This is a genomic window from Georgfuchsia toluolica (assembly GCF_907163265.1).
Classification (GTDB): domain Bacteria; phylum Pseudomonadota; class Gammaproteobacteria; order Burkholderiales; family Rhodocyclaceae; genus Georgfuchsia; species Georgfuchsia toluolica.
In genome coordinates, this window is record NZ_CAJQUM010000002.1 from 1 (window position 1) to 12,731 (window position 12,731).

Here is a 12,731-nt window from a genome sequence, read left to right on the forward strand (position 1 = left end):
GCCGGCGTACTTGGGCAGGAAGTCGCCCAAGCCTTCCACTTCCATGTACACCGAGACGCGGTTGCCATCGAACACCGGACCATTGACCAGCTTGTAGCCGGGCACGTATTTCTGCACTTCCTTGATCATGGCCTGGATCGATTCGCGGATCTGGTCCTGCTGCGGTTCCGTCTCGGTCAGGCAATGCACGGTGTCGCGCATGATGAGCGGCGGTTCGGCCGGATTGATGATGATGATGGCCTTGCCCTGCTTGGCCCCGCCGATCTTCTCCACGGCACCGGCGGTGGTGCGGGTGAATTCGTCGATGTTCTTTCTTGTGCCGGGGCCGGCGCTCTTGCTGGAGACGGTGGCGACGATCTCGCCGTATTTGACCGGCTGCACCCGGGAGATGGCCGCCACCATGGGGATGGTGGCCTGGCCGCCACAGGTAACCATGTTGACGTTCATTTCCCGCTTGCCGACGTGGGCCTTGAGGTTCACCGGCGGTACGCAGTAGGGGCCGACGGCGGCGGGCGTCAGGTCAATCATGAGGACGCCCAGTTCGTTCAGCTTGCGGCTGTTCTCGGCGTGCACATAGGCGCTGGTGGCATCGAAGGCGATCTGCACGCCGTCGGCCAGAACATGGGGCAACAGGCCGTCGACGCCCTGGTCGGTGGTCTTGAGGCCCATCTCGGCGGCCCGCTTCAAGCCTTCCGAGGTAGGGTCGATGCCGACCATCCAGACCGGCTCCAGCACCGGGCTGCGCTTGAGTTTATAGAGCAGATCGGTGCCGATGTTGCCTGGCCCGATCAGCGCGCACTTGATCTTCTTTGTCATGGGGAGGATTCCTTGTCGTCTTAATAGAAACGCACCGAGCAGCTGCCAATGCCGCCGATGGTCACACGCAGGTTGTCGCCGGCTTGAATCGGCACCAGTTGTCCGAGCGATCCGGACAACACGATCTCGCCGGCCTTCAGCGGAATACCGAGACGTCCGAGCGTATTGGCCAGCCAGACCATGGCGTTCACCGGATTGCCGAGGGTCGCCGCACCGGCGCCCGTGCAGGCGATATCACCGTTCTTCTCCAGGACCATGCCGCAGGTGGCGAGATCGACGTCGCGTGGATCTACCAGCCGGTCGCCGAGCACAAAGACGCCACAGCTGGCGTTGTCAGCGACAGTGTCCTGGATCTTGATCTTCCAGTCGCGGATGCGCGAATCGACGATCTCGAAGCAGGCCATCACGCCTTCGGTGGCCGCCAGCACATCGGCCGCCGTGACGCCAGGCCCCATCAGGTCGCGCTTCATCATGAAGGCGATCTCGCCTTCCGCTCGTGGCTGGATCAGCGTGTCGATGGGCACCGCTTCGCCCTCGTTGTAGATCATGCCGTCGAGCATGTAGCCGAAATCCGGCTGATTGACGCCGAGCATGTTCATCACGGCCTGACTGGTCACACCGATTTTCTTGCCGATCACTTTTTCGCCCGCATCGAGGCGACGCGCCAGCATGCGCTGCTGAATATGATAGGCATCCGTGATCGTAATGTCGGCATGCCGATTGGTCAGCGGCTCCAGCACCTGGCGGTTGACCAGCGCGCTGTAGAGTTCGTCGCCGAGTTGGGTGATCAAACCTTGTTCCATGTTCTATTGCCCGATAAGAAAGTCAGTCACGAGGCGCGTAAAGCGTGCGGCATGTTCAATCTGTGTCCAGTGTCCGCAGCGTCCGAATACGTGCAACTGAGAGCGGCTGATCAAGTTGGCCAGCGTCAGTGAATTGGAAAGCGGGATGACCTGGTCTTCACGTCCATGAATCACCAGCGTCTCATGGGGAAGCGCCTTGATTTCCTCGATGCGGCTGGCCATTGCATCCACCCAGCGTTGCCGCGGCGCGGGAAATATCGCCGCGAAAGACTCTTGAAACCCCGGACGAATGCTTTCTGCATAACGCAACTGCGCCAATTCCTCGTTAACCAGGCTACGGTCATAGGCAAACACGTCAAGCAAGCGGCGCATGTTGTCCAGCGACGGCGTATACCCCCAGACCGCATCGAGGGTAGGCGTGATCTCAAACGGCACGCCAACGCTGCCCATCAATACGAGGCGGCGGACGCGTTCAGGGTAACGGATTGCCAATGCGAGGGCCAGCGCACCACCAAACGAGTTGCCGACCAGATCGGTCTGTTCAATATTCAATGCGTCCAGGAGGCCAACCGCCTGGCGCAGCCAGGTCTCCATGTCATAGCGGATTCCCGGAGGTCGTTCGCTGAAGCCAAAGCCGACCATGTCCGGCGCAATGGCGCGGAAGTGCTTGGCGCATTCCGGCAACACCAGTCGCCAGTTGGCCCACGCGCTGACACCCGGCCCGGAGCCGTGGATGAACAACACCGGCTGCCCGGCGCCGACATCGTGATAGTTGGTCACGATGCCCGCTGCGCTAATGCTGTTGGCAATTTCGGGATTGGACATGGCGGCTCAGAGCTTGATGCAAACATTCTTGAGTTCGGTATAGAACTCAAGGGAGTGAACCCCACCCTCACGGCCAATGCCGGACTGCTTGGCGCCACCAAATGGAGTGCGCAGGTCACGCAGGAACCAACTGTTGACCCAGGCGATGCCAACCTCTATTTTTCGGGCGACGCGATGCGCACGCTGTAAATCTGTGGTCCAGATTGCAGTAGCCAGACCATAGACATTGTCATTGGTACGACGAACAACTTCGTCCTCGCTGTCGAATGGCGCGACATGGCAGCAAGGGCCAAATACTTCCTCGCGGCACACTGCGGCAGAGTCCGGCAATCCGGTCCATATCGTCGGCTGCACCCAGCAACCGTCGCTTAGTGCATCAGGCATTGTCGGCACCCCGCCACCGGTAACGAGGGTCGCTCCCTCCTCCTTCGCCTTGTGGTAGTAGGACAGCACCTTGGCCTGGTGTTCCTTGGAGATCAGCGGTCCTATTCCCGTTGCCGGGTCTGAGGGAATGCCAGGCTTCAAAGCCTCGGCCCCCTGCTTTAATGCAGCGACGAACTTGTCAAAAATTGGCCGTTCAACATAAACGCGTTCGGTACCGAGACAAACTTGGCCACAGTTGGCAAAACACGACCGAAGCGTGCCTTCGACGGCTGCATCAAAATCGGCATCGGCAAAAATGATTGCTGCATTTTTGCCGCCCATCTCCAGGGAAACCGGTCGCGCCCCCTCTGCGGCGGCCTTCATGATGGCCGCTCCAGTGCGGGTTTCTCCGGTGAAAGTGATCGCGTTTACGCCAGGGTGGGTCGTGAGGAACTCCCCTGTCGAGTTGGGGCCGAAGCCATGCACCACGTTGTAGACACCCTGCGGGATCCCGACCTGATTCATAACTTCGCCAAGTAGCGTAGCGGTTTGCGGGGTCTCTTCCGAGGGCTTCACAACGACCGTGTTGCCGCAGGCGAGTGCCGGCCCAACCTTCCATGTCATCAGCAACAGTGGTAGATTCCATGGGCAGATTACGGCGATCACGCCGATCGGGCTGCGTACTGCATAGTTCAAGGCGCCTCGGCCATCCGGTGTTTCCATCTCAAAGAACTCGGACGGCACGTTCTTCACCACGTCAGCAAAAATCTTGAAGTTGGCCGCGCCCCGGGGAATGTCAATATGACGCGCAAGGCTCATGGGCTTGCCCGTGTCTGCGCACTCGGCTTCAAGAAATTGCTCGAAGCGGCGATTGATCTCGTTGGCTACGCCATAGAGCAGGTCGACCCGATTGGCAACGGTCAGACTGCCCCAAGGTCCGGTCAAAGCGCTGCGTGCTGCCGCCACTGCTGCGTCGACCTGGGCTCTGTCCGCCTCAGACACCAACGCGAGCACCTTATTGTCGAGCGGAGACCGCTTCTCGAATTTCTTGGTACTTTCGACAAACTTGCCATCGATAAAATTTTTGATCAGGTTCATTTTTTCTCAATCATTGCATTTGTGATTCATCACTCTTTCAACCCGATTGCAGCGAGTCCTGCACGGGCACATTCCTCATCCTGATCGGACGAAGCGCCTGAAACTCCGATTCCACCGACCCAGTCATCATCAATACGAATTGGCAGACCGCCGCCAAATACAACCAGGCGCGGGCGCGCAGAGAAACCCAGCTTCATCCCTTCGTCGGCGCCAACGACATTCATCCACTGTTTGGTCGGAAAGCCAAAGCTCGCCGCAGTGTATGCCTTGTCAATGGCAAGATCGATCGAATGCAGGTAGGCCCCCGGCATGCGCAAGAACGCCATCAGGTTGCCACCGCGGTCGACAACCCCAACGTTAATCTGCCAGCCGCTCGCCCTGGCGTGCGTCACAGCCCCCTGAGCCGCTGCAGAGGCGGCCTCCAAGGTGATCCCGAAAGTGGAATTTGCAACTTCCATCACTCAAGTCACTACTGTCAGGAAACGCTCGTTGAGCTTGCGGTCGTGGTAGAAAATGGCGGGGCCAACTTCATCAATCGTCCACTTTATGGGCTGACAGTCAGGATAGGTTTGGTACCCACCGCAGAAGGTTTCGAAACGGTTGCCGGAAGGGTCGAAGGCGTAAATCGTGGTACCGCGCGTGACGCCATGCCGCGTCGGCCCAATGTCGATCGAGACACGGTTCATCGACATCAGGTCGGCAGCACGCAGAACTCTCTCCCAGCTCTCGAGCAGGAAGGAGACATGGTGCAGCTTGCCCGGCTCCGGATGACGGACAAAGGCGATGTCATGCGCCTTGTTTGACGTGGCCATGAAAATCGCCAAGTCAGTCTGGCCATCCTCAAGCACGACGTGCTCGGTAAGGTAGAAGCCCAGCACTTCTTCAAATAGCTTTTGTACCTTCTCTATGTCAGGGCCATAGAGCAGACAATGATCGAAACGGATTGGGGCAATTCCTTTATCTGCCAACGCCACCGCCCAAGCCTCCGGATTGACATAGGGCATTCCGTTGCCAAAATCCTTCTTCTCGGCGTAGAGCTCAATCAGATGGCCGCTGGGAATCTCGAAGCGCACGCGCTCACCAGTTTCGAGCATTTCACCGGCAGGAATCCTTTCCGTCTTGACGCCATAGGCACGCAGGTCCGAATCCAGTTTCTCCAGCGTCGACTTGTTGGCGACCTTGAAACCGAAATAATCGATCCCGGCTCTGTCGGCCTGATGCAACACAATGCTGTTGTGGTCACGCTCGTCCCAGGCCTTGAAGTAGACACGGCCCTGCTTGTCGCGCCCAGTCTCTATGAGACCCAGCACATTGCCGTAGAAATTTACACTCTCTTCAAGATCAAGCACGCGCAGTGCGGCGTGACCCGGGCGCAGAACACCGGTTAGTGCCATGATTAATTCTCCTCTTCAAAAGTTAACGCAGCCTTGACGAAATCTCTCTTTCAGGACTCTCATGCCAGTGCAGACATTTCGCCGCCGCGGCACGTTTCGATGAGCTTAAAATTTAAATGCTTTTGTAATTTCCCATTAATCGTTAATTTGGTGGAATAACTGCTGTTCCGTCCAATACTATTTTTTCTGATCACCTATACCTTTGTTGTATGGCGCTTTCAGAAGTGGGATTTGCAACTTCCATCACTCAAGTCACCACGCTCAGAAAACGTTCGTTGAGCTTGCGGTCGTGGTAGAAAATGGCGGGGCCAACTTCATCAATCGTCCACTTCAGGGGCTTGCAGTCAGGGTAGGTCTGGTACCCGCCGTTGAAGGTTTCGAAACGGTTGCCAGAGGGATCGAAAGCGTAGATCGTGGTGCCGCGCGTGATTCCATGCCGCGTCGGCCCAATGTCGATCGAGACACGGTTCATCGACATCAGGTCGGCAGCACGCAGAACCCTCTCCCAGCTCTCGAGCAGGAAGGAGACGTGGTGCAGCTTGCCCGGCTCCGGATGACGGACAAAGGCGATGTCATGCGCCTTGTTTGACGTGGCCATGAAAATCGCCAAGTCGGTCTGGCCATCCTCAAGCACGACGTGCTCGGTAAGGTAGAAGCCCAGCACTTCTTCAAATAGCTTTTGTACCTTCTCTATGTCAGGGCCATAGAGCAGACAATGATCGAAACGGGTTGGGGCAATTCCTTTATCTGCCAACGCCACCGCCCAAGCCTCCGGATTGACATAGGGCATTCCGTTGCCAAAATCCTTCTTCTCGGCGTAGAGCTCAATCAGATGGCCGCTGGGAATCTCGAAGCGCACGCGCTCACCAGTTTCGAGCATTTCACCGGCAGGAATCCTTTCCGTCTTGACGCCATAGGCACGCAGGTCCGAATCCAGTTTCTCCAGCGTCGACTTGTTGGCGACCTTGAAACCGAAATAATCGATCCCGGCTCTGTCGGCCTGATGCAACACAATGCTGTTGTGGTCACGCTCGTCCCAGGCCTTGAAGTAGACACGGCCCTGCTTGTCGCGCCCAGTCTCTATGAGACCCAGCACATTGCCGTAGAAATTTACACTCTCTTCAAGATCAAGCACGCGCAGTGCGGCGTGACCCGGGCGCAGAACACCAGTTAGTGCCATGATTAGCTTTCCTCTTCAAAATGATTTTCGCCAACTCAATACTTGCTGCTTTTTTCTTTGAGGCTGACACCAGCATCAGTGTTTTAAGAATAAATAAATCTCGATATACCTATAATCTTTTGTTGATTTAACCAATTCATCGCCATACCGTCCAATACCTTTTTCTCTCACCATTCATACTTAAAAGGTATAGACTTTTAGCGCACCTCGTTCAAGGTCCCATCTCTTAAAAGTGCCAGCACATGGAACTAAAACATCTGCGCTATTTCCTCGCATTGGCGGACGAACTCAACTTCAGCCGCGCTGCAGCCCGCCTTCACATCTCCCAACCTCCGCTGACCCGCCAGATTCAGCAACTGGAGCAAACGCTCAAGGTTCATCTGTTTAAGCGCACCCCGCGCGGCGTTACGCTTACCGAAGCTGGAGTGACCTTCCTTGAGGAAGCCCGCAAGCTGCAATTTCTCGCCGACCAAGCGGTCATCCGAACCCAGATGACCAGCCGCGGTGAACTCGGGCGTATCGAGATCGGCGTGTTCGGCTCGGCGATTCTTTCGGTCATTCCGCAACTCATGCTTGAGTTCGGCAAAATTCACCCCAAAGTCACCTTTGGTTTGCACACAATGCACAAGTCCGAGCAAATTGAAGCGTTGCTCCAACGGCGCTTGTCGATCGGATTCAGTCGCATCTTTCCAGAGGTATCGGATATGACGATCGAAACCGTGTTTGAGGAAGGTTTTTGTGTTGCCCTCAATGAAATACATCCGCTCGCCGCGAGGAAAACGATTTTGGTTGGTGATCTCGAGGGGCAACCCCTGGTGATCTATCCGAACATCGGACGGCCAAGCTTTGCTGACAACGTGATCGCTCTCTGCCGTCATGCCGGTTTTAACCCCGTTATTGCCTTTGAAGCGGAAGATGTATTGACAAGCATCGCCCTTGTATCGAGCGGACTTGGGCTCTGTGTTGTGCCGCAGTCGGCGGCTGGCTTGATGCTTCCACGCACCACCTACCGTCCGCTTATAGCTCCTGATGCCAGAGTCGAACTCAAGTGCATGTACCGCAGCGACGATACGTCGCCGTCCCTGCAGGCATTTCTCAACCACGTCCGCAGAATCGCCAATAACCCGCTCCCAGGTGGCTGACTGATGAATGGGCCTAGTCATTGCGCAGTATGTTCTTTTTCATGAGTCCGACAACGCGCAGCACGACATCACTGGTCGGCTTGGATCGGCAGGCAAGTACACGACCAGCCGCCTCATCCGCGACGCTAATGTGCTCTCGACTCATCACTCGCTTTTTGATCGCGCCGCTGACGATCTGAATCTTGCAGACACCACAGCCACCTCCGCGGCAGCCCACCGGGATTCCCCGCTTGCCGAGCTTTTCCATTCCGACCAGCAACGATTCCTGGTCAGAACAGCGGAAGGTCTCCCCGGTTTCCTCGATGGTTACGAGGTGGTAAGCCATGGCCGCTAGATTTTTTTGAAAAGAGGACTTCTCACTTGCTGCGCATCGGCAGCGGAGAAGAATTTTTCGGAGTAAATGTCACGCTCGAAAAGCCGCCCCTGCATCAGCGTTGCTATGCAGGCATCGATCATCACCGGCGGCCCGCACAAGTAGGCCTTATGGCCGCGGAAGTCGTTGTTGAAATACTCCTTCGCCGCTTCATGGACAAATCCACGCCGGCCATCCCAATCAGACTCAGCCGGTTCGTTGGAGAGCACCGGCACGTAAGAAAAGTTGGTGTGCCGCGCGGCCAGTTCCTTGAACAGATCGTGGTAGTACAACTCGTCCTGCGTCCGCGCACCATATACCAAGGTGATCGGCAGGCTACAGCCTTCCTCGAACAGGTCGAGGATCATCGACTTGGGGCTGGACAAACCTGAACCGCCGGCAAGAAAGATCGGTGGCACATCAGCCAACTTGCGCACGAAGAAACGGCCATATGGCCCCGCCAGTTGCACCGGATCGCCAACCTTCAACTCGTTGTGTATCCACGTGGTGGCCTTGCCGCCGGGAACCAAACGAATGTTGAGTTCGATCTCTCTACCCAACGAGGGTGCATTGGCCAAGGAAAATGCCCTGATGGTCTTGTCGCCCGGGATGTGCAGGTTGATGTACTGCCCGGCCTGAAAGCGAATCCCATCCGGCTCATCAAGCTGGATCCAGACCCCTTTGATGGTCGGCGTGAGGTTTTGGATCCGGCTGATAATGCCGCTGAAATCCCGTACCGGCAAATTCAGCGCATCCGGTTCGACCTCAATGTCCGCCTCTATAGTAACGTCGGACTGGGGTATCGCGCAGCAGGCAAGGCAGAGTCCCTCTTCCCGCTCATAATCCATCAGTGCGAAGTTGGAGGCTTCTCCGTGCTCGACTTCCCCATCGACTACCTGTACCTTGCAAGTGGCACAGAGTCCATGACAGCAAGCATGGGGCAAGTAGATCCCGGCACGCAGACTCGCATCCAGCAACGTCTGCCCGTCTTCGACCTCGATCGTCTGCCCAAGCGGCTCTATGGTAAGGTTATAGCTCATTGTCTTCAGCCAAAAATCAGGCGCAACTCCCCTTGATACCGGTCAGCCCAGGCGTACGAAAGCGGATCACGTCCTTGTGCTTGAGGCCGTTTTCCGCCAAGGACTTGCCCGGATCGGGTTTCCAGGGCTTGCCCGACTTAAACCACTCCGCTTTGCTCCAGTCGATCTTGGCACAGTCGGGGTGATAGCCGAAGGCTCCAGGGATCACTTGCTCCTGGATCGCACCAAACGGCATCGTCGGCGGGAATGGGAGGGCAAACGGCGCGCAGAACATCAAGTGGTCTTCCCAGCCGATGTAGAGCAACTGGCTTCCGTGAAACTTGTCCTGAGTATCCGCCGCAGCGAACTCGTAGGGTTTGAGTGCAACAACAGGCATGCTTGTCTCCTTAGTTCTTGGTCGCCATTTCGCGCCAGGCAGCGAAATTCTTCTGATCTTCGGATCCCTCGAAGTCAAGATTGTCGCGTCCGTGCTCAAGGTGGTAGTACTTCAGCACTTCCGGTAACGGCTCGAAGCCAGGCTTGGTCGGGTCGGTTCCTTCCGGAAAGCAATTGCCTTGATAGATCTGGTGCACCGGAAGCCAGGCTTGGATATATTTCTCAGGCTCGTTGTCGAATATTTCTTTGCAGCCGTCGGAACAGGTGTGGTACTTCTCGCCTTTGTAGTCCGATTCGCGATAGCAGATCTTGGTCGGGTCGGAGGGCTCGGTGAACAGCATCGGGATCTGGCAGACTTGGCATAACTGGGGCAGAGTCATGTTGTAGAAGCGCTTGCCCTCCTTGTGCTGCTCGGCCCAATACTCGAAGCGTGGCCGGTAGTATTTGTCGAAGGTGTTCGGGTATTTCTCCGACAGCCAGTCCATTTCCTCGGGCTTCGGCATCCATGTGTGAAAGTCAGCCGCAGCGCCGTACTGATAGAAGGTCGCCCAAGCCTGGTGGGAGATGTGCTCCTTGTCAATGGTGGCCTGAGCGATGCACTTCGGCATCTTGATGCCATAGCGAGCCAAGTCATTGAATAATGCGCCACCATTCTGCTCGAAGTAGATTTCCCAGGCTTCCTTCCAGCTCATCACGCGCTTGGGCAGCATATAGTCCATCATCATGCCAACCAATGTCAGTACGCGGGTGCCGCGCCACGTCCATTTATCAATCCAGCGCTGAACGATGGGCAGGTTGTCCGGATCCTGTTCAAGCATGAATTTGATGCACTCGAGCCCCAGTGTCATATGGCGCGCTTCATCAGACTGCGCGGAAAATCCGAAAGTCATCACGCCCATATCGCCGTTGTAAGCAGCCCCGGAGACGAACGGTACGAATAATAGATTGGTAAGCACGTATTCGAAGCTGAAGCCGATGGCGATCATGAATTCGAATGGGCCAGCGGTATAGGCATCGTCAAAGAAGGAACGCGGTACCGACAGATACCAGACCCTTTCAATCATGTGCAGGAAATCATGGAAACCGTTGTAGTGTTTGTTGTAATTCGACAATGCATGAATCTGCGTCTGCGCATGGCGCAGTTCGTCGAGCGATTGCATCAGACAGGCCACTCGCGGGCCCACGCCGCGCATCTGCCGTCCGACATGGGCGAAACCGCGATGTGCCATGTACTCGAGCGGAGAAATGCCGGTCAGGAATAGTTTCAGCGTATTGATATAGCGCGCATCGGTGACACCCAAGTGGCCATTGTTTTGCGCAAAGGCATCGATGATCGCATAGAGCTTGCGATCCTTCTCGGCCTGATATTTCCAGTAGGCGTCCATGGTCATGCGAAATGGATCTTCCCATTTATCCCAGTCATGAATCTTGATGCCTTCGAACTTGTCGTATGGGAACACTTTGTCCATCGGTTGGTAGGTGGTATCCCAACCGAGCCCGCGGGTCATCAGCGAATAGCGCTCCTTCAGACCCAGCTTCTTATTGACCTTGATGTCCATATGCTTTCTCCTCAGTTTTTCCAGCTCAGATTGAACTCATCGTCGGTTTCATCGACGTATCCGGACAACGTGATCAGGTTGGCCTGCATTTCCTGCAATTCAAAAGAACGTCCCATCTTCTCTTCGATGGTGGTTCGCTTGATGGTCATGCTGCCGGGTACGTCAATCTTCACCATTGCTGGTTGCTCGTTAACGATGGCGGTCGGGTTGTCTTCGAGAATTGCCTCGATGATGCCGCGCGTCTCCTCGTTCCTTTGGAAAGCGATAAATACATTAGACATGTCGTTGCTCCTTAAAGGGTCAGGCCGAGTTTTAAGACACGGGCGTTGAATTGTTCGACAATCTCGCTCATTACCGATTCGGCATTGCTGCCCAGCGCATGCATGGCAATTGGCGTCAGCGCCTCAACGGCGCGCTCTCGCCAAATGCGGACCCACTCCGAAACCAGCACCTTGTTCTCGTCCGACTCGGCGACCGCGGTCTTGATCGAGGCATCGACCCATTTCGCGGTCTCGGCATACCATTCGGCCTGGAAGCGGATCAGCATTGACACTGCTGGTCCAGCCTGGGCTGACAGTGCGTTATCGATATGACTGTATACCAGCGGATAAAGCAGCCCATCCAGCGCCAGGTTCTGGGCGACGAAAAGCTCGAACCAATCCTGGGTCACCAGCATGTCTTCGACGCTGCGACGCAGACCTTGCCACTCCCAGTTTTCCATCCAGGCCTTCTTGGCGACATCGAGGGCCGCCGGCTCGTCGAGCAGCAAACCAACGCGAGTCAGATATTGGGCAATGCCGAGTTGATCCATGGCGCAATAGAGACAGGGCTGGGTAATTGCCGTGCCGAAACCGTAGGCGGCGCAGAAACTGTTGTTCATATTGCTGCCCCAGGCAACGTGGCGTAGCGGCAGCAGCACTTCAAGAGCGATCTTTCTCGCTGCCTCAGGGTAGTTTGCGGCCAAGCCCCGCTCCTCGACGAAATCGAAGTCCGACTCTGCGGTCTCCTGCATGCGCGCCCGGGTTATGGTGTAGGTGCCGTAGTAGAACTGGCGTGGATCCTTGAAAGCGTACCAGTCGCGCATCTTCAGTTTGGTGCGGCGGGCGTCGAAAATCTCGTATTCAGGCGCCCATAATGGACGATAGTGAAAGTTAGCCTCGGCCTGCAGACAAATGGTTCCCTCCTGGTAGCGTGACGCCGGCTTATCGCCGCCAATTCGTGCCGCGACATGATCGAAGGTCTGACGCAGCGGCTTTATACTGACAGTACGAAGATCAATTTGCATTACTTGCTACCTCCTTTAATTTCCAGTTCGATGCAGCCGATTGCCTTACTTGAAACGATGATGAACGGCATCGCGCAAGCGCCACTCCATGTCCTCAGTTCCATCCTCAGTTCCAACTTTTAACTGAGATTTCTCGTTAAGAAATACAACACCGTTGATGGCACAGAATTCATCGAACCCACCGGACGGAAGGATCATCTCGGCAAAGAGTTCTGGTTCTCCAACGGCAAAATCAAATTCGACAAACCCATCATCGCGAAGCTCGGTGATGCGCACGAATTTTTTTTTTGGATCAAATGCCATGGCCTAATCTCCTTTAGATAGCAATCCCCTAACAAGAGTCGTGCCAGGCGATCGATGATGTTGTCTTTTATCGAGATTATGTTCTTGGCGAAGCCCAGTCAGATTGATATCGAGGGAAACCGATGGATCGATTGAATCATCTCGAGGCAGCAATCTGATTAAATAATCATGCTGCAAAGCAGCAAAGCTTTGCGCT

15 protein-coding genes are annotated in these 12,731 nt (G+C 55.8%); 1 reads left to right on the top strand and 14 read right to left on the bottom strand.

Features of this window, described 5'->3' with window-relative positions; genetic code table 11:
- The 7 genes from K5E80_RS16425 to K5E80_RS16455 all read right to left on the bottom strand — a co-directional run.
- A partial coding sequence (locus tag K5E80_RS16425; RefSeq protein WP_220637387.1) for an acetaldehyde dehydrogenase (acetylating) occupies nucleotides 1–816 on the bottom strand: 816 nt, incomplete at its 3' end.
- A gap of 20 nt (nucleotides 817–836) precedes the next feature.
- Entirely contained in the window at nucleotides 837–1,619 is a 783-nt protein-coding gene (gene dmpE, locus K5E80_RS16430; protein WP_220637388.1) for a 2-oxopent-4-enoate hydratase, read from the bottom strand.
- Nucleotides 1,620–1,622: 3 nt separating this feature from the next.
- Nucleotides 1,623–2,444 (bottom strand): alpha/beta fold hydrolase, encoded by an 822-nt coding sequence (locus K5E80_RS16435; RefSeq protein WP_220637389.1) that lies wholly within the window; start codon nucleotides 2,442–2,444, stop codon nucleotides 1,623–1,625.
- 6 nt (nucleotides 2,445–2,450) lie between these two features.
- Nucleotides 2,451–3,905, bottom strand: coding sequence for a 2-hydroxymuconic semialdehyde dehydrogenase (locus K5E80_RS16440; RefSeq protein WP_220637390.1), 1,455 nt, complete (start codon nucleotides 3,903–3,905; stop codon nucleotides 2,451–2,453).
- A 29-nt stretch (nucleotides 3,906–3,934) separates the two neighbouring features.
- Nucleotides 3,935–4,363 (bottom strand): GlcG/HbpS family heme-binding protein, encoded by a 429-nt coding sequence (locus tag K5E80_RS16445; protein ID WP_220637170.1) that lies wholly within the window; start codon nucleotides 4,361–4,363, stop codon nucleotides 3,935–3,937.
- A 3-nt stretch (nucleotides 4,364–4,366) separates the two neighbouring features.
- Nucleotides 4,367–5,299, bottom strand: a complete 933-nt coding sequence (locus K5E80_RS16450) for a catechol 2,3-dioxygenase (RefSeq protein ID WP_220637169.1) — start codon at nucleotides 5,297–5,299, stop codon at nucleotides 4,367–4,369.
- Between the two features lie 247 nt (nucleotides 5,300–5,546).
- Entirely contained in the window at nucleotides 5,547–6,479 is a 933-nt protein-coding gene (locus K5E80_RS16455) for a catechol 2,3-dioxygenase (RefSeq protein ID WP_220637168.1), read from the bottom strand.
- Between the two features lie 242 nt (nucleotides 6,480–6,721).
- Here K5E80_RS16455 and K5E80_RS16460 point away from each other — a divergent pair, with 242 nt between their 5' ends.
- Nucleotides 6,722–7,621 carry a LysR family transcriptional regulator gene (locus K5E80_RS16460; RefSeq protein ID WP_220637167.1) on the top strand — a complete coding sequence of 300 codons (900 nt, stop codon included), beginning with the start codon at nucleotides 6,722–6,724 and terminating at the stop codon, nucleotides 7,619–7,621.
- A gap of 13 nt (nucleotides 7,622–7,634) precedes the next feature.
- Here K5E80_RS16460 and K5E80_RS16465 read toward each other — a convergent pair whose 3' ends face one another.
- Genes K5E80_RS16465 through K5E80_RS16495 form a run of 7 tightly spaced genes read right to left on the bottom strand, consistent with a single transcriptional unit; the run spans nucleotide 7,635 to nucleotide 12,535 of the window.
- Nucleotides 7,635–7,946, bottom strand: a complete 312-nt coding sequence (locus K5E80_RS16465; protein WP_220637166.1) for a 2Fe-2S iron-sulfur cluster-binding protein — start codon at nucleotides 7,944–7,946, stop codon at nucleotides 7,635–7,637.
- A 5-nt stretch (nucleotides 7,947–7,951) separates the two neighbouring features.
- Nucleotides 7,952–9,013 (bottom strand): NADH:ubiquinone reductase (Na(+)-transporting) subunit F, encoded by a 1,062-nt coding sequence (locus K5E80_RS16470; RefSeq protein ID WP_220637165.1) that lies wholly within the window; start codon nucleotides 9,011–9,013, stop codon nucleotides 7,952–7,954.
- Nucleotides 9,014–9,029: 16 nt separating this feature from the next.
- Nucleotides 9,030–9,389, bottom strand: coding sequence for a phenol hydroxylase subunit P4 (locus K5E80_RS16475; RefSeq protein ID WP_220637164.1), 360 nt, complete (start codon nucleotides 9,387–9,389; stop codon nucleotides 9,030–9,032).
- A 10-nt stretch (nucleotides 9,390–9,399) separates the two neighbouring features.
- The gene (locus tag K5E80_RS16480) at nucleotides 9,400–10,947 is read right to left on the bottom strand and encodes an aromatic/alkene/methane monooxygenase hydroxylase/oxygenase subunit alpha (protein WP_220637163.1); all 1,548 of its coding nucleotides are present in this window, start codon (nucleotides 10,945–10,947) and stop codon (nucleotides 9,400–9,402) included.
- An 11-nt stretch (nucleotides 10,948–10,958) separates the two neighbouring features.
- Nucleotides 10,959–11,228 carry an MmoB/DmpM family protein gene (locus K5E80_RS16485; RefSeq protein WP_220637162.1) on the bottom strand — a complete coding sequence of 90 codons (270 nt, stop codon included), beginning with the start codon at nucleotides 11,226–11,228 and terminating at the stop codon, nucleotides 10,959–10,961.
- Between the two features lie 11 nt (nucleotides 11,229–11,239).
- Nucleotides 11,240–12,232 (bottom strand): aromatic/alkene monooxygenase hydroxylase subunit beta, encoded by a 993-nt coding sequence (locus tag K5E80_RS16490; protein ID WP_220637161.1) that lies wholly within the window; start codon nucleotides 12,230–12,232, stop codon nucleotides 11,240–11,242.
- 45 nt (nucleotides 12,233–12,277) lie between these two features.
- Nucleotides 12,278–12,535, bottom strand: a complete 258-nt coding sequence (locus K5E80_RS16495) for a phenol hydroxylase subunit (protein ID WP_220637160.1) — start codon at nucleotides 12,533–12,535, stop codon at nucleotides 12,278–12,280.
- Nucleotides 12,536–12,731 lie beyond the last annotated feature (196 nt).